Source organism: Moraxella sp. ZY200743, from assembly GCF_050885545.1.
GTDB classification, from domain to species: domain Bacteria; phylum Pseudomonadota; class Gammaproteobacteria; order Pseudomonadales; family Moraxellaceae; genus Moraxella; species Moraxella haemolytica.
On the sequence record NZ_CP091313.1, the window covers coordinates 888,289 to 911,545 of the forward strand.

The 23,257-nt window shown below is 43.0% G+C and carries 22 protein-coding genes and 1 tRNA gene; 16 read left to right on the forward strand and 7 right to left on the reverse strand.

The window, feature by feature from the left end; all coding sequences use genetic code 11:
* Nucleotides 1–192: 192 nt before the first annotated feature.
* From L3D27_RS04345 to L3D27_RS04380, 8 genes are all read left to right on the forward strand, one after another.
* Nucleotides 193–336, forward strand: a complete 144-nt coding sequence (locus L3D27_RS04345) for a phage antirepressor N-terminal domain-containing protein (RefSeq protein WP_432481673.1) — start codon at nt 193–195, stop codon at nt 334–336.
* A gap of 264 nt (nt 337–600) precedes the next feature.
* On the forward strand, nt 601–1,428 hold the full coding sequence (locus L3D27_RS04350) for a phage antirepressor N-terminal domain-containing protein (protein ID WP_432481674.1): 828 nt from the start codon (nt 601–603) through the stop codon (nt 1,426–1,428).
* A 289-nt stretch (nt 1,429–1,717) separates the two neighbouring features.
* Nucleotides 1,718–1,900, forward strand: coding sequence for a hypothetical protein (locus L3D27_RS04355; protein ID WP_432481675.1), 183 nt, complete (start codon nt 1,718–1,720; stop codon nt 1,898–1,900).
* Nucleotides 1,863–2,690 carry a DUF6414 family protein gene (locus tag L3D27_RS04360; RefSeq protein WP_432481676.1) on the forward strand — a complete coding sequence of 276 codons (828 nt, stop codon included), beginning with the start codon at nt 1,863–1,865 and terminating at the stop codon, nt 2,688–2,690. Before L3D27_RS04355 ends, L3D27_RS04360 begins: the two co-directional genes overlap by 38 nt.
* A 74-nt stretch (nt 2,691–2,764) precedes the next feature.
* Nucleotides 2,765–6,844, forward strand: a complete 4,080-nt coding sequence (locus L3D27_RS04365; RefSeq protein ID WP_432481677.1) for a tape measure protein — start codon at nt 2,765–2,767, stop codon at nt 6,842–6,844.
* A gap of 209 nt (nt 6,845–7,053) precedes the next feature.
* The gene (locus L3D27_RS04370) at nt 7,054–7,386 is read left to right on the forward strand and encodes a phage tail protein (protein ID WP_432481678.1); all 333 of its coding nucleotides are present in this window, start codon (nt 7,054–7,056) and stop codon (nt 7,384–7,386) included.
* Nucleotides 7,387–7,452: 66 nt separating this feature from the next.
* Nucleotides 7,453–7,833 (forward strand): hypothetical protein, encoded by a 381-nt coding sequence (locus tag L3D27_RS04375; RefSeq protein ID WP_432481679.1) that lies wholly within the window; start codon nt 7,453–7,455, stop codon nt 7,831–7,833.
* A 5-nt stretch (nt 7,834–7,838) separates the two neighbouring features.
* On the forward strand, nt 7,839–8,504 hold the full coding sequence (locus tag L3D27_RS04380) for a phage minor tail protein L (RefSeq protein WP_432481680.1): 666 nt from the start codon (nt 7,839–7,841) through the stop codon (nt 8,502–8,504).
* On the opposite strand, the gene L3D27_RS04385 is transcribed toward L3D27_RS04380, so the two are convergent.
* Both L3D27_RS04385 and L3D27_RS04390 read right to left on the reverse strand, forming a co-directional pair.
* The gene (locus L3D27_RS04385) at nt 8,501–8,908 is read right to left on the reverse strand and encodes a type II toxin-antitoxin system HicB family antitoxin (protein ID WP_432481025.1); all 408 of its coding nucleotides are present in this window, start codon (nt 8,906–8,908) and stop codon (nt 8,501–8,503) included. The genes L3D27_RS04380 and L3D27_RS04385 overlap by 4 nt on opposite strands.
* A gap of 58 nt (nt 8,909–8,966) precedes the next feature.
* Complete coding sequence (locus L3D27_RS04390) at nt 8,967–9,155, reverse strand: type II toxin-antitoxin system HicA family toxin (protein WP_432481026.1); 189 nt, start codon at nt 9,153–9,155, stop codon at nt 8,967–8,969.
* Nucleotides 9,156–9,285: 130 nt separating this feature from the next.
* Between L3D27_RS04390 and L3D27_RS04395 the strand changes: the two genes are divergently transcribed.
* Nucleotides 9,286–10,071: a C40 family peptidase gene (locus L3D27_RS04395; RefSeq protein ID WP_432481681.1), complete on the forward strand. Its 786-nt coding sequence runs from the start codon at nt 9,286–9,288 to the stop codon at nt 10,069–10,071.
* Here the strand turns inward: L3D27_RS04395 and L3D27_RS04400 are convergent.
* Together L3D27_RS04400 and L3D27_RS04405 are read right to left on the reverse strand one after the other, a co-directional pair.
* A complete protein-coding gene (locus L3D27_RS04400; protein ID WP_284674377.1) occupies nt 10,034–10,339 on the reverse strand; it encodes a HigA family addiction module antitoxin in 306 nt (101 codons plus the stop codon). The genes L3D27_RS04395 and L3D27_RS04400 overlap by 38 nt on opposite strands.
* Nucleotides 10,340–10,346: 7 nt before the next feature.
* Nucleotides 10,347–10,628, reverse strand: coding sequence for a type II toxin-antitoxin system RelE/ParE family toxin (locus L3D27_RS04405; protein ID WP_284674378.1), 282 nt, complete (start codon nt 10,626–10,628; stop codon nt 10,347–10,349).
* Nucleotides 10,629–10,685: 57 nt separating this feature from the next.
* Here L3D27_RS04405 and L3D27_RS04410 point away from each other — a divergent pair, with 57 nt between their 5' ends.
* From L3D27_RS04410 to L3D27_RS04440, 7 genes are all read left to right on the forward strand, one after another.
* Nucleotides 10,686–11,252 carry a tail assembly protein gene (locus tag L3D27_RS04410; RefSeq protein ID WP_432481682.1) on the forward strand — a complete coding sequence of 189 codons (567 nt, stop codon included), beginning with the start codon at nt 10,686–10,688 and terminating at the stop codon, nt 11,250–11,252.
* A gap of 10 nt (nt 11,253–11,262) precedes the next feature.
* Complete coding sequence (gene gpJ, locus L3D27_RS04415) at nt 11,263–15,261, forward strand: TipJ family phage tail tip protein (RefSeq protein WP_432481683.1); 3,999 nt, start codon at nt 11,263–11,265, stop codon at nt 15,259–15,261.
* Nucleotides 15,262–15,306: 45 nt separating this feature from the next.
* Nucleotides 15,307–15,666, forward strand: a complete 360-nt coding sequence (locus tag L3D27_RS04420; protein WP_432481684.1) for a hypothetical protein — start codon at nt 15,307–15,309, stop codon at nt 15,664–15,666.
* Entirely contained in the window at nt 15,663–16,124 is a 462-nt protein-coding gene (locus L3D27_RS04425) for a hypothetical protein (RefSeq protein WP_432480820.1), read from the forward strand. The genes L3D27_RS04420 and L3D27_RS04425 overlap by 4 nt, the downstream gene beginning before the upstream one ends.
* Nucleotides 16,088–16,735, forward strand: coding sequence for a hypothetical protein (locus L3D27_RS04430; protein WP_432480821.1), 648 nt, complete (start codon nt 16,088–16,090; stop codon nt 16,733–16,735). Before L3D27_RS04425 ends, L3D27_RS04430 begins: the two co-directional genes overlap by 37 nt.
* A gap of 106 nt (nt 16,736–16,841) precedes the next feature.
* The gene (locus L3D27_RS04435; RefSeq protein WP_373628935.1) at nt 16,842–17,159 is read left to right on the forward strand and encodes a phage holin family protein; all 318 of its coding nucleotides are present in this window, start codon (nt 16,842–16,844) and stop codon (nt 17,157–17,159) included.
* A gap of 26 nt (nt 17,160–17,185) precedes the next feature.
* A complete protein-coding gene (locus L3D27_RS04440) occupies nt 17,186–17,722 on the forward strand; it encodes a TIGR02594 family protein (RefSeq protein WP_432481685.1) in 537 nt (178 codons plus the stop codon).
* A 55-nt stretch (nt 17,723–17,777) separates the two neighbouring features.
* Here L3D27_RS04440 and L3D27_RS04445 read toward each other — a convergent pair whose 3' ends face one another.
* From L3D27_RS04445 to L3D27_RS04455, 3 genes are all read right to left on the reverse strand, one after another.
* Nucleotides 17,778–19,136: a tyrosine-type recombinase/integrase gene (locus L3D27_RS04445; protein WP_432481686.1), complete on the reverse strand. Its 1,359-nt coding sequence runs from the start codon at nt 19,134–19,136 to the stop codon at nt 17,778–17,780.
* Nucleotides 19,137–19,292: 156 nt separating this feature from the next.
* Nucleotides 19,293–19,379 (reverse strand) — tRNA-Leu (locus L3D27_RS04450).
* Nucleotides 19,380–19,474: 95 nt separating this feature from the next.
* The gene (locus L3D27_RS04455) at nt 19,475–23,254 is read right to left on the reverse strand and encodes an AAA family ATPase (protein ID WP_432481687.1); all 3,780 of its coding nucleotides are present in this window, start codon (nt 23,252–23,254) and stop codon (nt 19,475–19,477) included.
* Nucleotides 23,255–23,257 lie beyond the last annotated feature (3 nt).

Here is a 23,257-nt window from a genome sequence, read left to right on the forward strand (position 1 = left end):
TATGTCTAAATCTAGACAATCTCTTTGCATATTTCCTAAAAGTTAATCCGAAATATTTTTTGAGATTATGCCGAGAGGGTGATGGTTATACAATACCGAAAGGAAAAGCCGTCCGCTGTTACTTTGGGCAGTTTCGAGCCTCTTGGCACCCTATTTTAGGGTAACTTTAATCGAAAAAACCAAAGGTGTCTTATGACAAATCAAATCCAAACCGTAAACTTCCACAAACAATCTTTACTTACGCTCCAAAAAGACGGTATCGCTTATGTGGCGATGAAGCCTATTTGTGAGAATATCGGTCTTGATTGGGAAAGGTTTTTTTACAAAAGCACTTGACTTTCATCGTTTACAAAGATAGAATACACACAACCTAGCAAAATCTAGGTTCGGAATTGGCGTTCCGTTTTCACAAGGCGATAGTACACGCCTTAATGCGTGTTTTTTTATTGCATAAATATCCTATCTTTTTATGGTGGGTTATGTGGGAGTGTCTTTGACACGCCGTCCCTTGTGAGCGGTACGCCAATCCTGCATAACCTACCGCCCTACATCTTGGCGTTGTTCGGTGGTGGAATTTCAATCAATCACAAGGACAATATTATGTCAAATCAACTTACCTCCATTGACTTTAACAGTCAAACAATCCTTACGGCTCAACAAAACGGCATTATCTATACCGCTATTAAGCCTATCTGTGAAAACATTGGCTTGGCGTGGAATGCTCAACTTGAACGCATTAACCGTGATGAAGTGTTAAATTCAACTGTTCGTATGATACGAATGGTTGCAAATGACGGCAAAAACCGTGAAATGCTATGCCTACCAATCCACTACTTAAACGGCTGGCTATTTGGTGTAGATACAAACCGTGTGAAAGCTGAAATCAAAGAAACGCTGATTACTTACAAAAGAGAATGCTACCAAGCCTTATTTGATTATTGGAATAATGGCGTGGCGGTCAATCATCGTCTATCATCAGACGACACCCTGCCACTTCGCAATGCGGTGAGTATGGCAACAGGGATTTTAAGATTGGACTATGCGACGATTTATAAAATGGTGCATCAGCGTTTTGGTGTGGACGAAATCAAAGAATTAAGCCATGAGCAAATTGGGCAAGCAGTAGAATATGTGCATGGTTTGTTATTGCAACATGGCAGAAAATCCGTGGATAATGCCATGCTTTATGATGTGCTTGCCAATAGTGCCGTACACCTAAGGGACTATGTGCGACTGATTAAGCAGATGAAAGGTATCATGTTCTTTGATGATGACATGGGTAGAAATGTGCATGACTTTGTGGTGAATAATGTTAGAGATATTGCACAAATCGCCCATGACATGAAACTGACAAACAAATACGGCAAACCGATGTTTGAGCCGAATCGCATTAATTATTATGGCGGTAATGCCATTATAATGAATTAAACAAAATCACAGAACATAAATTTTGTTTTGCCAATCTTGAGAATTGATAAACAAAGTTAGACAAAACACCCTGCTTTTTAGTGGGGTGTTTTTTTATAACCGTCCTTTTTGAGTGAAAGGATGTGGGTAAAAACCCAGAAGTTGTGAGTTTTTAAGATTTGTTTGGCATGTGATTGGGCGGATATTGTGTTTGACTAATGTAAACAAATGGTTGAAATTGCTTGGTGCTTATTATATTATAGTTTTAATGATACTTTTTGGTATTGTTATTTGATAAGGAGGAGGGTGTATGCAGGATAATGTTAAAAAATCAGATGCAATTCACCATTCTGCTCAACTTTTGCGCAATATGTTTAGCAGTCTAAACCAAGCAATGAGCAGAGAAACCGAAAAATTTCACAATGAGCAGAAAAAGGTAAAAGAGGAGATTAACCGTGGGGCAAGAATCACAAACCACGAAATCTCTCTTTGATTTCCTGTATCTAGATAATATCAAAATTCGCTCTTTTTATGCTCAGCTGACCGGCTTTGGCTCAATATCTAGCGTTAAAGCGAACAATGCTCAAAATAGCTCTTTATTACAGGAAGGGGTTGTTGGTGTGAATGCTGTGGCAAAGGTTGATGTTAAGCTTAATTATACAGAAGCTGAAAATCAATCTAGTGAAAAGACCTATGATGCCGCACCAACCATGCCTAGAGAAATGATTAACAGGCTGGATGAATTAGGCTTTATTAGTCGAGAACTTGGCAAAAAAACAGCAGGCAATTTGGTTTTGTTAAAAGGTGCGTTAAGTATTACAGATATTGAAACACTGAAAAATCTGCTTGAACCAACATTTTGCGTTGCAGCTGAAGAAGAATTTAAGCATCTGTATGGCGAGAAGAAAAAACAGGCAATCAAGAAAAAGATTGATGATAGTAAGCCAACAGTTCAATTGATTAAGGCTATTCCGTATGCACTGGAAGCCAGGCTAAAAGTCGGTAAAGATATGGTGTGGATGACATTAAACCGTGAAGAAATGGTTGGTAATCCGCACGATATTAACCTAAAGCATGGCAAGGTATTATTTGGCGAATATTATGTGCTAGGCGTGTTAGATGCTATCCCAAACGATGATATGAATATAGATATGGACACGGGCAGCTTTGGTGATGTAATCCTGGAGTTGTCGCAGTCACTCAAAGAAACAATGGGTAGGAATGAGAACAGTTATGGTATCACTCCGATTGCTATATTTAGAGTAATTCTAGCTAATGAATAAAACGCAAAAATAACACAATAGATTTTATTAAAAAATCAACCGTCCTTTTGGGCGGTTTTTTTATGGGGAAAATTATGCCAACACAAACATATAGGTTAGACATTCAGGTTGATGCACAAAAAGCCCAAGATGCGCTTTTGACTGTTAAAAAAAGAATGGATATTATCGAGCAGGCGACCGGTGATGCAGGGCAGGGCATCACTCGCTTTAACGATAATGTTAATGATGCCGCTAGATCGCTTGACAAATTTGTATCTGGCTCAAAGCCAGTACAACAAAATCTAGCCAAACTCAAAAACAACATAGATGAGACTACAAGTGCAAGCAAGCGACTTGACAACTCGCTTAAAGGCTTATCGCCAACACTAGGCAGCGTTGCAGCACAAATGGCGGGTATCTTTACCGTTAGCACAGCCATTTCAAAAATGGATGCATTTACAGGTTTGCAAAACCGCCTAAAACTGGTCACCAAAAGCACCGATGAGCTTAGCCAAGCCATGCAAGCTACCTTTAAGATTGCACAAAACACAGGCTCTGACTGGGATAGTGCGGTTTTAGTATTCCAAAAGTTTTCGGAGAACGCAGAGCGATTAAACCTAGATCTTGCAAAAACTGCAAAACTAACAGACACAGTATCAAAAGCTGTTGCTATTAGTGGTAGTAGTGCAGAGGGTGCAGCCGCCGCCCTAACACAATTCGGTCAAGGCTTGGGTTCTGGTGTATTGCGTGGTGATGAATTTAACTCGGTAAACGAGAACGCAAACGGCATCATCAAAGCCTTGGCGTATGGTCTTGGTGTAACATCTGGCGAATTGCGCACCATGGCGAATGAGGGCAAGCTAACAGGCGAAGTATTAGCCGAAGCCCTAGACAAAGCTAAGCCTTATATTGATGAAATGTTTTCTAAGACTGATTTCACTATCGGCCAATCAATGCAAATGCTTTCAAACTCAATGACACAGTTTGTTGGTGAAGCAGGTAAGGCGAGCGGAGCGGCTAGTGCGTTATCTGGCTCCATCCAAATTCTAGCCAATAACTTCAATGCCGTAGCTGATACAACAATGGTAGCAGGGATAACATACGCAACCTATGCCATTACACAAAAAACCCAATCGGTTTATGCTTCTATCACAGCTTTGCTTGCTGAGCGTGCAGCAAACGCACAAAAGGCCCAATCTGAATTGGTAGCAGCGCAAAGTGAGGTGGCGACTACACAAGCCAAGCTTGCAAAGGTGCAAGCAAGTTATAAGTCGGTAGCTGTATTGCGTGGTGAGGCGGTGGCACAGGCTCAATTAACCGCTGCTACTAACGCAGCAACTCAAGCACAAATCAATCTTGGTAAAGCTAAAGAGGCAGTCGCAGCAACAGCAGGTGGAATGCGTGGTGTCATGGCGAGATTGGCTGGCGTTATGGGTGGACCTATGGGGCTTGCCTTGATGGTTGGTGGCGTTGCAGCGTCTTACATGTTGCTAAAAGACAATACGCAGAAAGCTGATGCGGCTTTAGAAACCAATAAAAAGACGGTTGCGGAGTTATTGGAGGAATATCAAAAGCTTAACGAGAACCAAAAACAACTAGTGCGAGACGAAATAACCAAGGAGATCAAGGAAAAAACACAAGCTTATAAAGACCAAATTAATGAACTAACTATTCTTACCGCTAGAATTGCAAACAATTCAGGGGCGACAGCGGAACAAAAAGCTGAAATCTTTGCAGCTATGCAAGCCCTTAGAGATAAGACAATATCGGCAGAAGAGTTAGCGGTTAAAGTTCGCGGCATGGGCGTGGCAAGTGAAGATTTTGCCATGAAGCTGACCAAACAAGCATCTGAAACGCAGAAAGCCAAAGATAAACTAGACCATGCTGAAAGCATTGGCAGAGCCTATGAGAATACAGCTTACAATGCTTCTAATGCTTCTAGCGATTTAACCAGTCAAATGGATAATGTGGCAGGTGCTGCATCTAATGCTGCTGACAAAATGGCAGGATTGACACAAAAAGCGCAGGAATACCTAAATACTATCTCGCAAAATGCATTTTCAGACAGAATGACCCTTAACATGATGAAGATGGGTTATTCAGAAAAGGTATCTAGGGAGTTTGCGAGGGTCCATCTTGCTAACAATGGGGTTATTAATACTGAAATAGCAAAAGAAATATTGGACGCAGATAAAGCACGGGAGGACTTAAGGAAATATAGAGAGTCTCAAAAACCTAAATCAAGCGGAGGTTCTGGCGGTAGTCGCACAAGCGGTAAAGGTAGCAAGACTGGTAGTAAAGCTAAAACCGAAGCAATTTTAATTACAGCTCAAGAGCGTGCCGCATGGGACAAAGTCAAACAGAACGCTATCAAGTATGATTTTGCAAGCATTGAAAAGCAATACAATCTACCTTCTGGTATTTTGGCTTCAGTGCATATGCAGGAAAGTAAGGGTAATGCAAATGCAGTAGGCCCAGAAACCAAGTATGGCAGAGCAAAAGGCGGTTTTCAATTTCTTGATGGTACATGGCAGCAGTATGGCAAAGGCAGTGTTTACGACCTAGCCAACGCTGCACCAGCCGCTGCCAAGTATTTACGCCATTTGATTGATGAATTTGGTGATGTAGAAAAAGCAATTGCTGCCTACAATACTGGACCTGGAAACATTAAAAAGCACGCATGGTCAACAATCATGTCTGACCGATATGCACGCATGAAGAACGGTAAAGGACAAACATTTCATTACGTTAAAGGTGTAAGCCGTTATATGCAGGCATACAATGGCGGCAAGGATCAGGCATATACAGCGAATGAAGTAGCGGAGCAAGCGGCCAACTATGCCAAACAACAAGCCGATCTTGCTAAAAAGCAAGCAGAAGCACGAGAACGTATCGAATATGAACTTCTAAGTGCTCAAGCCAAAGCAAAAGTGGACCATGAGAAAAGAATCAAAGAACTCATGGAGGCGGGTTTTGAACCAGAGGTAGCAGCAGCTTATGAAGAAATCCTTGTTAATCGGTTTAACCTAAATGCTGCCTATCAGGATAAGCAATTAGCTTATGACTTATACAGCTTTAGACTTAGTGCAAGAGAACGTTTAGATGCCGAGCGTGACTTGGCCCTTGAAAAAATCAAGATTGATGCGGATTTGACTGATGAACAAAAAAAGTATTACAAGCAAGCAGTGCTTGATAAATACGACTTTGATGTACAAAAGTTTGGTGACGCACAGGCTAAGAAAATCACAGATTTAGAAAAGCTGGTTAGTGGTATCGGACAGGGTGGGCATGCTAATGCCATGACGGACATTCTAAATCAGCACAACATGAGCAGTCTTAACTATGGCAAGTTGCAGATTAACCGCCAAATGGTTGCGCGTGAACAAGAACAGCTTATGAACTATCAAAATGTGGTTGATTCTATCAACGCACTTGATGAAGTCGGGGAATATGTTATCACTAACGCCCTTGAACGTTACCGCCTACTACAAGAAGCGGAAACAGCCCATCAATCTGAGATGCAAGCCATCAGAGAGCGAGCGGCTGAAGAGATGCGACAGCATGAAGAGGACAACCTTAATATGACTTTGAAAAGATATAGCACAATGTTTGGGGCATTGGCAGGACTTGCTAGGGGTTATCAAGGCGAGCAGTCAAGCACTTATCGAGCCATGTTTGCCGCATCAAAGGCTTTTGCCATCGCTGATACTGGTATTAAGATGGGTAGTGCGATAGCACAAGCATGGGCTGACCCATCGGCTGTAACCATATGGCAGAAAATGGCGAACGCTGCAAGGGTTGCAATTGAGCAGGGACATTTGGTGTCCATGATTAACGCCATCAATCCCAAGGGTTTTAAGACTGGTGGCTATACAGGTAACATTGGCGTAAATAGCATCGCAGGCGTGGTTCACGGGCAAGAATACGTTATGAATGCCAAAGCCACAAAACGCATTGGTGTTAATAACCTTGAGCGATTGAGCAACGGGGAAGGTATTGGGGGCGTTAAAGTCATCATCAATAACTACTCAAATGAAACTGCTACTGCTGAACAAATGCCAAATGGCGATATCATGGTCACGATCGGCAAGGTGGCTAAATATATTGCTCAAGATGAGATACAGAAATATCACCATAGTCAGCTAAGGCAGGGCGGTATATATTACGGTAGATAAACAAAAACCCAACTGGTGCAAACAGTTGGGTTTTTTATTACCCCTTTAAACGACACTTAATATGGTAAATTTTAACATAGAATTGGAGAATTACCTTTGGAAAATATCATTTTATTGGGTGTTTTCGCTATTTTGTTGGTGCTGATTTGGCAGTTTGGCAATATCTTAAATGCTGTTGTTAATTTCCTAAAATTTAGAGACCGCAAAAAATGAAAATATTCACTTGGGACATCTCAAACGACAGTAGCGAAAGCACATCAACCAATGCATCACATATAAGTTTTGGTGATGGCTATGAGCAATCTGTCAGCTTTGGGATTAATAATAGCCGTAAATCATGGCAATGTACCAGGACAGATAATAAAGCGGTAATCGATGAGATTTACCGCTTTTTAATTGCCACAAATGGGGTGGAAGCCTTCAATTTTCAGCCCATCAAAAGTGAGCCTGCCATTAAAGTTAGGCTGGACGGTCAAATCAGCCGCCAAAAGCAGGGCGGCGATGTTTGGCAAATCAGTTTTAATTTAAAACAGGTTTTTTAACCGTCCAAATCGGACATTTTACGCCCCAAACCGTCAAGCGGTGGGGCTTTTTTTATGGAGAACACCATGACCCAAACCCTAACCACCCTAACACGTCTTGAAGCGACCACACTCAACAGCTTTATCTCGCAAATTGATTACTGGCGAAGTCTGTACGGCGACAAAGCCAATAAGGTTGAAATCGTCTATTATCCTGAAGATGACGGCTTCGAGGCAATGAACGGCGAAGAGAATAATGGCATTTTAAAACGCAATCGCACCACTATCTTTCGTGCTGAAATCTTAGCTTGGGCGACCAACCAACTTAACCAGCTTAAAGGTTGGGGTAATGACAAAGCTGTTACCGTCCTGCATTTAGTCTATGCTAATGATGAATTTGGCGTGGCGGTGGAAGTTACCGACAAGACTGCCGAAAATGTCAGCGATGAAGCGGCAGACAGCGAGTAACGCTTATGAGCTTTAATGCAGACATACAACAAAGCACCGTACAAGGTTTAATCACCTTGTACGAGCTTGATGCAAGAGCATTAGGCGGTGAGATTTACCGTTTTCACGGTCATAATGACGGCGTCATCACTTGGCAAGGACAACAATTTCACCCTATTGCCATCAAAGCAGACGGACTAGAAATGCGGTCGGACGGTCGTGCTTCTGCTCCTACTTTGACAATCCATAACGACATTGGTGGCATACCCCAAGCCTTACGCTTTTTATGCCTTAGATATGGCGATTTTGTAGGGGCTAAATTAAAAGTCATTCACACATTAGCAGAATATCTGACCAGTGCTGATGAACAAAATTATAAAATCCAAAACTGGTACATTGAACAAAAAACATCAGAAAACAATACCACCACCACTTTTGAGCTGTCAAACCCTGTGGACTTTGAGGGCTTAAAAATCCCAGTGCGTCAAATCACCAGCTACTGCCATTGGGCGGTGTGTGGTCGTTATCGTGGCGAAGAGTGTGGTTATCTTGGCACGGCAAGATTTACCAATGACGGTAAGCCAACGGATAATCCAGAGCTGGATAAATGCGGTGGTCGCTTGTCGGATTGCAAACTTAGGGGCAACGAACAGAGATTTGGCGGCTTTCCTGCCAGTAGTTTGGTGAGTTAAGCCAAATCTGCCATCGCAAGCTGTGCCAAATAATTAGAACGGCTTTTGTATAATGACTTATGGGCGGACACTTTTTCATCAATTTTGGTGATTAATAGACTGGGTAGGGTAACATTGATTTTTTCGACTTTACCCATAAACGCAGACATATCTACTTCCACGACCGCCCATAGCATACCTTGATAATCTGGGTTGTCTTGATGGTAAAAGATAGGGTGTGCGGTGGGTAGAAAATCACCGTCTTCTGCCATGCTCTCTAAATGCAAGCTAATGGCTTCATAGGCGTTTTTAATCGCTTCATCTGGGGTGTCGCCTGTACTAAAACACCCTGCAATATCAGGCACAATCACGCCATAGCATTCGTGTTCATTGGCAGGTTTTTCAATGGCAATGGGAAATAACATACTTACTCCTTTTTAAGGGTTTAAAATTGTTTTTAAGTAGCTTTTGAGTGGGGCTAGATTATTCTAGCCCTGCTTGTTTGATAATGCTTTTTAGTGTTCCGATTGGTAGGCTTTTACGACCGCTTGGGATAGTAACCTTGCCCTCTTTGGTTGGGTGCTTGTAGTGCTTATGAGAGCCTTTTTGTGCTACAAGATACCAACCATCATCGGTAATTCGCTTTATCATTTCATCGCTACTTGGCGGCATTTTAAACTCCAATTTGCTTAATATGGGGTTATTATAACCCTAGATATTAGTTAAGTCAAGAGTTATTAGGGTTATTTTCATAAAATTATTTCACACTGCCTAATATGGGCGGTTTTTTATTGGAAAAAATATGCGACTCACCAAAACCCTAAAAGACCAAATCATATCCCACGCTTGGGACGATTACCCCAATGAGTGTTGTGGCGTTATCATCGGTGGTCAATATTACCCTTGCACGAACATCGCCCCCAATCCTACCAATGCGTTTGAGATTGACCCCGATCAATTTATTAACTTATCCAAGCTTGGCGAAATACAGGCAATTGTCCACAGCCACCCTGATGGCGAGCCTTTGCCATCTGAAGTGGATAAGGTGCAAATGGGACTACATGACATAGATTGGGTGATTGTGGGCTTAGGTCCTACACCCACAGGAGCGAAATACTGCGACATCAAACGCCATAAGCCCACCACTTATCAAAGCCCACTTTTGGGGCGTGAATATCATCATGGCGTACAAGATTGCTACAGCTTAGTGCGTGATTATTACGACCGTGAGCTTGACATCACACTGCCTGATTTTGCAAGGGCTGATGACTGGTGGGAAAACCCAAACCACGAGCCACTATATGAGCAGAATTTTGAAAAAGCAGGCTTTGTAAAGGTCGATAACCTACAACAGCACGATGTTATTTTGTGCCGTGTTGGTCGCACCTATCACATCAACCATGCGTTGATATTCATAGGCGATGGCAAATTAAACAGCGAAACCACACCACCTGCCATCGGTAACACCCTAATCTTGCACCACCCACACGGACGGCTTAGTGTGCGTGAGATTTATGGTGAGAGCTGGCAAAGACGCACCGCGATGGTGGTTAGACATAGGCAGATTGCGGAGCAAATAATGGCTTGATGTTAGAGTAATCTATTTTTGCGTTGTGTTCGGCTTGCCATAGGTCATAGGCTTGTTGCATATTAAGCCATAGACTGGGCGTGGTATTTGGCAACAAATGACTGATGCGAAGTGCCATATCTGCAGAGATACCTTGCTTGCCATTCAAAATGCGACTAAGATTAGCCCGTGTAACGCCAAGACGGCTTGCCATCTCAGTAACAGTCATCGTGGCAATGTATTCTTTTAGTAGTAAGCCAGGGTGCGGTGGGTTGTGCATTTTCATCATAATTCTCCTAGTGATAATCTTGATAATCAACAATCTCGGCATTGCCATCATCATTAAATTTGAAAGTTAAACGCCAGTTGCCATTGACTGACACTGACCAGTGACCGACCAAGTCGCCTTTTAAGGCATGGAGTTGCCAACCTGGAACATCCATTGCAAAGACGGTTTCAGCACTGTTTAGTGTGGATAGTTGTAAACTTAATTTGTTTTTATGCTTAACTTGAATACCAGTGGTTGAACCGGTAGTAAAAAACTTCTCCAAACCTTTATGTTTAAATGAAACAATCATCTTTGCAATCCGTATTGTGTATAGATACATTATACAAAACAAATAAGGAGAATTCAAATGAAAACCATCGAACTACACGGCATTTTAGCCAAAAAATTCGGCAGATTTTTTAAATTAGATGTCAAAAGTGCCAAAGAAGCCTGCCATGCGATTGCTTGTCAAATCCCTGCTTTTAAAGCATTTATGATGCGTGCTGAGCAAGACGGCATCCGCTTTGCCGTATTCAACGGCAAAAAGAAAAATGAGCGTACCAACATCGGTGAAAATCAGCTTAACGATACCACCACTGCTAACCACATTCACATCGTTCCCAAAGTCATGGGTAGTGGCGGCAAAGCAATGGGCTGGCTACAAGTGGTGGCTGGGGCGGCGTTGGTGGCGGTCGGTGTGCTTGTGCCAGGAGCACAAGCATTGATTGGTGCTGGTGTGGGTCTGATGATTGGCGGTGTTGCCAGTCTACTGATGCCCACCCCCAAACTAGACCCTGCTAATGAAGACGGCAACAAGCCAAATAACGGCTTTGGCGGTGCGGTAACGACTGTAGCACAAGGCAATCCTGTACCCATTTTGTACGGTGAGAGAGAAGTGGGTGGGTTTATTGTGTCGGCAGGTATTAGAGTTTAAGAGTAAAGATATGAACATACACGGCTCAAAAAAACAAAAAGGTCAAGCAAGAAAACCAACCATCGCCACCGATGATTTGGTTTCTACTGGCTACGCACAAATCTTATACGGTCTTTGTGAAGGCGAGATTGCAGGCTTAGCAGACGACGGCAAATTCATTCTTCTTGAGAACACACCACTCATCAATGACAACGGACAGCCAAACTTTGATGGCGTGTCTTGGGAGTTTCGCACAGGCACGCTTGACCAAACCCACATTGCAGGCTTTCCAGCTGTTGAAAACGAACACAACATCGGTGTTGAGTTACGACACGACAGAGACTGGACAAGACAAATCAATAACCGTGAATTGTCAGCGGTGCGTGTGCGTCTAAACTTTAATGCTCTTAGAGAGCAAAAAGAAAATGGCGACATTACAGGTTATGCCATTTCTTATGCTATTGATGTACAAACAGATGGCGGCAGCTTTGTTGAAGTCTTGACCGATACCGTGCGTGGTAAAGCATCACAGGGCTATAAAAAAGCCCACCGCATTGATTTGCCCAACTCTGGCACAGCCAAACGCTGGACAATTCGTGTTCGTCGTATCACACCTAATCGTGATAGCGAACTGGTCGCTGATACGATGAGCATTGACGCACTGACTGAGATTATCGACGCCAAACTGTCTTATCCTTGCACGGCACTGCTTGGCATCTCTTATGACGCCAAAACCTTTAATAACATTGCTAAAATTGCGGTACGCTTAAAAGGCAAGATTATCCAAGTGCCCAGTAACTACAACCCAGAGACACGCCAATACACAGGATTGTGGGACGGCACATTTAAGCTTGCTTATTCTAACAACCCTGCGTGGGTGTTTTATGACCTTTGCACTCACAAACGCTATGGCTTAGGCGAGAGATTATCTGGCATGATGGATAAATGGCGACTGTATCAGATTGGGCAATATTGTGATGAACTTGTTGATGATGGCAAAGGCGGTAAAGAACCACGCTTTACGGTGAATGTCTATATTCAAAAAGCCGATGACGCTTATCGTGTCTTACAAAACTTAGCTTCTGTGTTTCGTGGACTATCATTTTGGGATGGACAAAACATTGTCGTGGATAGCGATACGCCCAAAGAGCCTGTTTATACCTTTTCCCCTGCCAATGTGGTGGGTGGCGAATTTAGCTACACAGGCACACGAGCAAGGGATAGACACACTTTGGCAAAAGTGGCGTGGGACAATCCAGAGAATAACTTTACCACAGAATACGAGCTAATCCCTGATGAGGGGGCAATCGCTAAATATGGCGTGCGTACGCTAGATATTTCAGCTTTTGGCTGTACATCACAAGGACAAGCACAAAGAGCAGGACTGTGGGCGTTAAAAGCCGAGCAGTTAGAGACACAAACGGTGAGCTTTAAAACAGGTTTGATGGGCTTTATCCCCCAAGTTGGGCAAGTGATTAACATTGCCGATAATGTGTTTGCAGGGCGTGCCATCTCTGGCAAAATCGTGGCACTTAGCACCGACAAACGCCAAATAACCCTTGACCGTGCGGCAGGAAAAGTGGGCGATATGCTCACCGTAAACGGTACGGACGGTGTGCAGTCTGCCAAAATCGTGTCTGTGCGTGATACCATACTAACCCTTGATAAACCCATCAATGCCCAAAGCAAGCATATTTGGGCGGTCATTTCGGACGATTTGAAATTAAAACAGTTTCGCATTTTAACCATCGCCCAAAACGATGATGCCACCTTTGACATCACTGCCTTAGAGTACAACCGCCAAAAATATCAAGCGGTGGACAATGGAGCTATTGTAACTCAAGAGCCATTTACCGTGCTCAAAGTCGCCACAATATCCGCCCCAAAATCAGTGAGCTTGACGGCGAGCACTCGCACGGTGCAAGGGCAAGCCGTAACCACGCTGACAATTAACTGGGAGCAAGTGCAGGGAGCGGTATCTTACATCGTCAAATGGCGAAAAGACGATGGTAACTGGCAAACCTTGCCCAAAATATCAGGGCAAAGCGTAGACATTGATGGGGTGTATGCAGGCAACTATACGGCACAAGTACAAGCCATTGATGCTTTTGATAATGAAAGCCTAGCCACCACAAGCCAATTAACCAATATCACAGGCAAAACAGGCAAACCGCTAAAACTGTATTTATTTAAAGTAAAAGGCGGTCTGTTTAGTATGTACCTTGACTGGATATTTAATCACGGCTCAGAAGACACCAATTATACAGAGATTCAAATAAGCCCTGACGGACAAGCAAACATTGCTACGCTGGCGGTATTTAGTTATCCGACCAACAGCCACACGATTACAGGCTTACAGGGCAACTTGACCCAGTTTTACCGTGCCAGAATTGTAGATAAATTGGGCAATACATCAGATTGGACAGACTGGATAAGTGGCACGACATCATCAGATGCCGCCAAAGTGCTGGACTTAATCAGTGGTCAGATCAGTGAGAGTCATCTAGACCGTGCACTCAGGGAGCCGATTGCTAAGATTGATGCGTTTGATGGCAAGATCAATCTGTTCAACGCCAAAATCCCTAGCATTGAGCAAGCGGTGCAACAAGCCAACGCACGATTGCCCCAGTTAAACCGCAGCATTGATGAGCTCATGCGTGATAAAAATGCCAAAAGTCAAGAAATCGCTAACATCAGGCAAAATTTGGGCAACACCACCACCCAAATCCGAGATGTTGCCACCAGCACAAGCAACCTGACAAGACGATTGGGCGAGATGACGGTTAACCAGCAGCATAACAATGATACGCTGAACGCAAGAATCCAGTCCGTGCAAGACAGCGTCGCCACCAAAGAACAAGCCTTGTCAGAGCGTATCAATAACATTGACACTGCCTACAAGCAAGCTGATAGAACCACCAACGCCAAAATGCAACAGATTGAGCAGACGCAGTCCACGAATAATCAAGCGTTATTCAGTCAGATTCGTCAGGCAAAAGCCGAGTTCGCCGAAAAAGAGCGACAAGCCAATGCTAAGATTGGACGGTTGGAGCAGTCCATCAGCAACAAAGAGCAAGCCATCAATCAGATGCGTGAGACGATGAACGCCAAGTTCACCAGTCTAAGCGACAACCTGCTTGTTGGTGGCGATGAGACGAAAGTATCAACCGATTGGGGTATCAGATATCCAATCAAAGAGCGATTGTCCGCAGGGCAAAAGGTAAAAATCACCTTAAAAAATGCCCAAAACCTCACCTCTGTGGCGGTGTACAATTCTGGTGCATCAAGCTCAGCTAAAATCGGAGACTTACGCAAGGTGGGCGATGAATGGGTAGGCGAATTCGCTTGGAGGATTTACGGCTCTAACAATGAGCTGATACTCTACCGCCAGCCACGAAGCTCAAGGCAGTCTGTCCAAGCCGTACTCGCCAAGCATACCGACACCACGGCATTGATTGATGAGGTAAAACGAACACTTGCTGAAAAAGAACAAGCCTTGTCAGAGCGTATCGGACAATTAGATACCACCCTAAACGGTCAGACCACAAGCATCAGAAATGTACAGCGGTCAGTCAATGGCGTGCGTGCGATTAAGACGGTAACGGTGGATAATAATGGCTTTATCAGTGGCTATGGCTTGATGAGCGATTTGCAAAATGGGCGTGTTACAAGCCGTTTTGGTATCAATGCCGACCAAATCTACTTTGGAGCGACAACCACCGCCAAAAAGCCGTTTGTGTTTACGACCCGCACTACCACCATCGATGGTGTAAGCTACCCTGCGGGGGCGTGGCTTAATAGTGCCAGTATTGCCCGAGCGTCCATCAATATGCTGCACATCGCCGACAGTATTCAATCTGACAACTATGTTGCAGGTCGTCAAGGCTGGCGATTATTCAAAGACGGCAGGTTTGAGCTCAACAACACATTTGGTGATGGTTCAAGTTTGGAGCTTAACTCAAAAGGCTTGATTGTTTGGTACAACAAAGCCCAAGGTAAAAAGGCGGTGGAACTTGGGATATTTAGCTAAAAACAGGGTGGGCAACTGCCCTGTTTCTTTATGTGAGGTATGTCTATGATAACAGGCTTAAAATTATGGGATAGAGATAGTCGTGAGATTAGCAACATCACAGGTCGTTATCCCAAATTTATCGGCAATAAAGTAATTAGTGCATCTGAAAGACGGAGTATTAATTACACCATCCCACAAGGCACGACACGCATTGTCGTGCCTGTATATATGTCTCGTAATGATAATTTATCAGTACCTCCTGATGCTAAAGATGTAGAAGAAGAGTATGTTTATACGAATACTTACAATCTTTGGGGTATCGATATTAACTACACTAATTCAGGGTTTGAATACAGTACAGAACAAGCAGGCAATGCCGATAAACAAAAACCACCAATTAAACTTTACTGGGGGTATGTATGAGTTTTAGAACTTTTAATCAACAAGGTCAAAAATTATTAGATAGTGATGAAGCTGTATTTAGCTTTGTTAAGTCTGGTAGGTTAACAAGATTACTTGATACACCTTTTGAAAAACATAAGAGAGAATACTGGTATAGAGCTAAACGCTTAGTTATTAATTCTAAATTGAGGAGAGGTTATACAGATATTTACACACCTGAATACTGTATGTACTATATTGACCTGCCCAATGCCATCAGTCCCATTGCAGGGGTGTATTATGATGGTTTAAGTAGTCAATGTAATCCTGTGGTGTATCTAAATACAGGCTATTTCAATGGCATAGCACGGCTGATGTTTTATTCAAATGGCAGGTTATCAGATGCTGAGCTTGCCAAATTTCACATTTACATTTTGATGTTAATGTCATCAAAGAGGATAAAGTGGGTATCAATCTGTATGACAGACAGGGCAATGTAACATTTAGCTCTCGTAGCGTGCCATTGTCTTTACAGACCAAAACCACACGGCAACACATCCCCAGTGATATTAAATTACTATCGAGTGATGAAGCTAGACTGCTGACTCGCCATGTTGAACATTATTATGATTATGGTGTGGACTATTATAACAATCAAACAGGCAGCGACCGAGCGATGATTGACAAACGAAAAAATCATGGCGTGCCATTGTCTAGGTTGTTGCCAGCACGTATTACCAAACGCTGTGCTGGTATATTAAGCCCAAAGCTATCAGTCGGATACTATCCTTATGATACCACCGAGCTGACAAATGCGATTGGTGATTATGACGGGTACTATCAATTGGAATTTTCGGCAGGCGAAACCTACCCTCATTTTATGACACCCGTGGTGCTTGCGTGTGTAGGCTGTGTTGATGGCAATCATATTAAGATTGTACCTACATTTGAGCGTATTAATCAAAATGGTACTGTGAAAGATATAAAACAAGAATTCACAACAAGAAACCTAATATTTAATCATGATGTAATAAATATTTATTTTTCTGAAATTGATAATCTACCATTCCCATTCACAGGAGGCCATCATGACATAACACCACCCCCATAACCACCACCGCCCCATCTCAACCATGGGGCTTTTTTATTAACCAAGGAGAAAAAATGAAACACAACATCAAGCTCAACATCACAGTGGACAGAACATAGGAATAATTATGATCGAAAAAGACCCAACCACCTACACCATCATCACCTATCTATGGGTGGGACTGCTGGCGATGGCAGGTGGACTGGTTGCGTTCATTAGGCGACTTAACAAGCAAAGAAAGCCTGAGAAGCTTACAGTAGTGTTCATTAAGCTCGTTGGGGAATTGATGGTGTCAGCATTCGCTGGCTTCGTCACATTCTACCTCTGCGAATACCTAGAGACCGAGCCGCTATTGACAGCGGTGGCGGTCGCCATCAGCGGTCACTTGGGCGGTAACGCCATCGATGCCATCGGCAAAAAAATCAATCATATATTTAGCCCCTGATTGGGGCTTTTTATTGGAGCACAAAAATGAAAAATGAATTAAAATGGGTGCAAATCGCCCGCCAGTACATCGGACAACAAGAAATCAAGGGGGTCAAGCACAACCCATTGGTGGTGGAGATGTGGACAACAGGCTTTACTGCCACAAATCAAGCCCACCGCCTAAAAGAAAAAGTATGGCAAAATGACGAAACACCATGGTGCGGTGCATTTGTCGCATTTGTCATGGCAAAGGCAGGATTGTCGCATCACATTCCAAAATCTTTCCCATTGGCTCGTTCATGGGTGACGGCAGGCAGTAAGCTCAATAACCCCGCTTATGGCTGCGTGGTGGTGTTTAGTCGCAATGGTGGTGGTCATGTAGGGTTTTGTGTTGGTAGAGATAAGCATGGTAATATTATGGTGCTTGGTGGAAACCAAAGTAATCAAGTAAATATCAAACCTTTCTCACCATCTCGTGTCCTGGCTTATCGCTGGTGTGGTACACAGTCTATGCCTGCGACACATCGGTTTGCGTTGCCTGTTTTTGCGAGTAACGGTAAAGTCAGCACGAACGAAGCATAAAAACACCCCCAAGCCTTATGGTTTGGGGTGTTTTTTTATTGGCAGGATAAACTGTTTATGCGTCCTGCAACATCTTTGCTAACCCATCTTTGCCCAGCATATTAATCAACGCTTGTAAAATATCGCTCGGTTTCTCTCGATACACACCCTTATAGTGTGTTGTATCTCTGCCATTAGCTAGGTCATCAATATAATCTGCCCATGTCTGCATAAGCTCACACCGCTTGGCGTACAAATCTGCTCGCATATAAGGATTATCGCCCTTGATTTGGTGTCCTAGCATCATCTCTGTAATCAAGTCGCTATAATCAAGCTCGCCCATCAAAATGCTTTTGGCACTTGACCGAAAACCGTGTGATTGGTGCAATCCGTCATACCCTAAGCGTTTTAGGGCGGTGTTAGTCGCTCCGTCTGATATGTAGCCGTCTTTAGTGTCTTTGGCGAATACATAGGGCAAGTGTCCTGTGAGCTTATGCTGTTTTTGCAAAATTTTGATGACTTGACGGGGTAGGGGGGCGGTCATTTTTTCAACCATTTTTATCCCGCTATTAGATTGCCCTTTGATGGGGATAAGCTCCCATTTGCTATTGTCCAAGTCTAAATCCGCCCATTTCATCGACCGAATATCGCCATTTCGCACGGCGGTGTAGGCAAGCAATAGCATATTGTGGCGGGTGTGGTCGTCCATTGACTTGTCATCAAAAATATCTTTAAGTAGGCGTGCAAAATCAGATGGCTTAACCAATGCCTTGCGGTTGCCATATTTGACGGTGGTTAATAGATGGCTGGTTTTGGCGTTGGCGATGTCGCTCATCGGATTATGCGTGCAGTAGCCGTGTAGTGTCGCCCACGCAAAAATATCTATCAAATGCCCCCTGCACCTGTCCGCCATATCGCTTGGTTTGGTGGGGTCGGCTCGTTGGCGGTGGGTGCGTTCTATGTCTTGTAATAATTCTATCAAGTCGGCGGTAGTGATTTTATCTATTGGCGTTTGCCCAAAGCGTTTGATAAATAAATTTAGGCGGTATTGTCGCCTTTTTGCTGTATTGCCTTTCCAATTTTGTTTATCTGCCCACATTTGGCAAATCACATCAAAAGTATTGCTAGCTAGGCGTTTGCGTTCTTTTTCCAATCGTTCAAAGTGGGTTTTTGGGTCTATGTCGTTGGCGATTAATTCGTTTAGTTCCTGCCATTTTTCAAATGCTTTTGTCATTGTGATAGCAGGGTAGTCACCCAGAAAATATTTAGCTGTTTTACCGTCTTTGGTATAACGATACACCCATGACTTGACCGAACCGTCTTTTGTGGCCCGCACTCGGATAAATAGGCGGGGCTTGCCGTAGATTTTGGCGTGATATTCTTTTTCTTCGGCTTTTAAGGCGATGATTTGTTTGTCGGTTTTGATTTCTGTCATGGCAAAAAGTCGGGGTGCAAAATAGGGTACAATCATTATGCAACAAAATGAAAAACCCTGCAACAGCACAAGATAAAGAAAAACCCCCGAAACCTTGATTTTTAAAGGATTTCGGGGGTTTTCTTAGGTTTTTTGAAATGCTTTGAAAAGCATAAATGGTACCAGTGGTCGGACTCGAACCGACACGCTTTTAAGGGCAACGGATTTTGAATCCGTCGTGTCTACCAATTTCACCACACTGGCATAAGTGGCTGTTATGAAACATATTGCGTATTATATAGGAATTTTAAGATTCGTCAAGTGTTTTTTGTAAATTTTACCAATTTTTTTTATCAAATTTAGGATGCTAATTGATGAACACCCAAACCTAATAGGCGACTTGTGCCATTGGCGGTTTTTTGTACTACGATCTGTGTGCTGATTCGCTCTTTTAGTGTCGTAACATGTGAAATGATACCGATCATCTTGCCTTCATCTTGTAGTGCGGACAGTGTTGATAGAGCGACATCGAGTAGCTCTTCATCCAGTGTGCCAAATCCTTCGTCTAAGAATAACGAATTGATGCTGATATTTTCGCTACTCATGGCGGACAATCCAAGTGCTAATGCAAGGCTAATGATAAAACTCTCACCGCCAGATAAGTTTTTGGTGCTGCGTTCTTCGCTACCTTGATGGGTGTCGATGATATTGATTTCAAGTAAGTTTTTCTCATCATGCGTATTGTGCTGAAGAATATATCGTTCACTCATGCGTTGTAGTATCGCATTGGCATGATGTAGCATGAGTTGCAAGGTAAGACTTTGCACAAAATTACGGTATTTTTTGCCATCGGCTGAACCGATAAGCTCATTTAATTTACGCCAAATGGTAATATCTTGTTTCTTTTGATGGATTTCTTGGGTTAACTGGCTGTGTTTTTCACGATCAAGTGTCGCATCAAGTAATATCTGCTGATTTTTTCCCAAGTTTTGTAGTAGGACTCGCTCTTGCTGTACAATTTCTTGTTTTTGGGCTTGTAACTCGGATAAAGAGACTTGCTGACAGGTGGTGTCTGTCAGATGTTTTAATAGCTGTTGTTCTTGCTCAAGGGTCTCACAAGTTTTTTTGATGGCGTAATCAATGGCATCTGACTGGTTCTGTAAAGACAATCTATCTGCTTCTTCAAGATAAGATGCTAAAAAATGTGCCGCATCATTAAAGCCATGTGTAATCAATGCCTGATGAAATTCATTGGTAATGCCGTCAAACTTGCAATTAAGATGATCCAATCGCTCATTGACTTCCTGCTGTCTTTGTTTGATGGTTGCTAGTGTATGCTGATGCTGATGTTGTGCTAGTGTTGCTTGGTTGAGTTGTTCGCTTGCTTGCTCGATACGCTCCATCAGCTGGCGTGTCTCATTCTCAACATCCTTATCATCAAAAAGTGCCCATCGCCTTTGCTGTAAGCTACTAAGCTGCTCGGTGATGGTTTGTAGTTGCTTGGATATTGCACATTCATCATCGCTTAGGGTCTGTATTTGTTGTTCTTGATTGCTAAGGTGTATGTCAAGCCCATCAAGTTTTCGTTCTAACTCTTGATATTTGGTTTTGGCGTGTTGATGATGTTCAAAATCTTGTTTGATTAGATGAATGGTTTGCAAGATATTGTGGTGAATTGCCGTCCAATTTTTAGGGTTAGTGTGTGTGATGATGGGGATGTTTTTCCCTAGCTTATGGCAAAGATGATTAATTTGCCCCAAAGTTTGGTTGATGTCATCGGTCAGCTCATCAAGCTCCTGCTGGCTGTTGGCGAAACTTTGCTTGGCCAAAGTGATTTGGTTGCTAATTAGCTCGCCGTCTTGTTTGATTGCTTGACAGGTCTCATTTGCCTGATTGAGAAGGGTGGTGATTTGGGTGATTTGTGGTTCTAGTGCTTGATATTGTTGCTGTTTTTGGTGCAATTGGTCAAGAGATTTTTTGATTTGTATTTGATGATTGGATAGTTCATCTGGCGTGATGGTTGGTGTTGGTAGTTTGTTTTCTTGGGTGAGTGTGTTGATTTTTGTGATAAGATCGTTGATTTTTTTGTCGTGAGCATGACTCTGGGCAGATAGCGTTGCTAACTGATTTGCGGTGTTGTTAATGTTGTTTTGTAGGATAAGGTTGTCCTGAGTGTGCTTTTGCAAAGCACTGTTTGTTGTTTTTAGGTGCTCACGAGTGTGTGTGATAGTCTCATCAATGTTAGTGTCCACTTGGGTTTTGGTATGACCGCTATTATCCTTGTAAGGATGCTCACATGAGCCACATAACGGACAGGGCTCGCCTGTGGCTAATTTGGCAAGGCGTTCTTGTAAAATTTGAACTTCTTGTTGAAGGGATTTATTATTTTCTAAAGCAATAAGTGTATTTTCTGCTTCTGCTAATTGCTGCTGTAGTGTATTTATCGTCTGTGTTAGCTGTGATGATCGCTCGTTGTCCGCTTTGATGGTGTTTTGGTGTTCATTGATGAGCAGATGGCGTGCTGATTGTTCTTGATATAGTGTGTATAATTCGGTGCATGTATGATACAGCAAGGTGTGCGTGTGAATGCTTTGTTGCAATGACAAGCCGTAAGAATGTAGGTTGTCGGTCGCATCAGTACTGATGTTATTAAGATCTTGCTGTAGTTGGCTGTAGGTTTGTTGATGGTTTTTTAGTTGAGAGTTGGCATATCGATATTCATCTCGTTTTTGCTTAATGTCTGCTTCAAGTGCATCAAGTTTGGTTTTGTTTTTTTGGGTGTGTTGTGATAGCTGTTGCCATCTGACCTGTTGACGGTCAAACTCTTGTGTTAGGGCAGTCAATACACCTAAGTCTTGACTATCATCGTCACTCATGTTTTGAATACTCTCCTGCAAGCTAAAAAAATCAGCTTTAAGGGCGGTCTGTTCATTGGTAAGTTCGCTTAGTCGCTGTTTGGCTTGGTTAAGTTCATGCTGTTTTTGGCTGTGCTGTGTACCAAGCTCGATTTGTTGCTGACTTAGCTGAGTAATCTGTATATCAAGCCCTTGTACTTCTTGGAGTAAAGGGGTGGTGGTTTTTTGAGCTTCTTTGGCATCCTTTAGTGCTTGATTGGCAAGTTTTTGTTTGGTGTTTGCCTGCTCAAGTAGGGTCTGCATGCCTATTTGTTTTTGGCGAAGCTCGTGCTGTTCATTGGTCAGCTCGGTTTTTTGTTCGTTTAGATTTTGGTAATGTGTGTATGTACCGTACAGTTTTAGTGCTTTATTGGCAAGGTGCAATTTATCAAGTTGTGGAGCAAAGTTGTTTTTTTCGTGTTCGTACTTTGCCAAAGATGTGGTCAGATTGGCGACTTTTTGTTCGCAGGCAAGTTTATTTTCTTGGGTTTTGATGTGTTTGTCAATGTTGATAAGCTGGTCTTGATGGGTTTTTAGTGCTTGTTCATCGGCATGAATGCTTGCCTTTAGGGCAAAAAAATCATCATCACTCATGACTTGATTATCGTCAAGTCTGTCTTGTAATACAGTCAGTTCCTGAAGTTTTTGTTTTTCGGTCAAGTGGGCTTGCATGCTGATTTTGGCATAGATTTCTGTACCGGTGATTTGCTCTAAAATCTCACCTTTTTCGCCAGCATCCGCCTTTAAAAAAGCAGCAAAATTGCCCTGTGCAAGCATCACCGACCGAGTGAATTGCTCAAAAGTCATGTGCATGATTTCTACAGCTTTTTTATCACAAAGGTTTGACTTGGTTTCAATGAGTTCGCCTTGGTCGTCTTGGGCGTGCTTAATACGGCTGATTTCTCGGCGAATGGCTTGAAGTTTGCCATCTGCTTTGTTGCCTGCTCGCCGTTGCTGCCACGCAAAGCGATACAATTTGCCCGCCATGTCAATATCTACTTGTGCTGCACATTCGCCTGTTCCTAGGCTCATCAGCTCATTTTGACTGGCACTGATTTGTTTGATGCGTGGCGTTTGCCCATAGATGGCAAGACAGATGGCATCTAAAATGGTGGTTTTGCCTGCACCTGTCTGACCGATGATGGCAAATAAGCCGTTACGCATGAAAGCATCACTACTAAAATCAATGTGCCAGCTACCTTTAAGGGAATTTAGGTTGGTAAATTTTAGACTTAAAATTTTCATGAA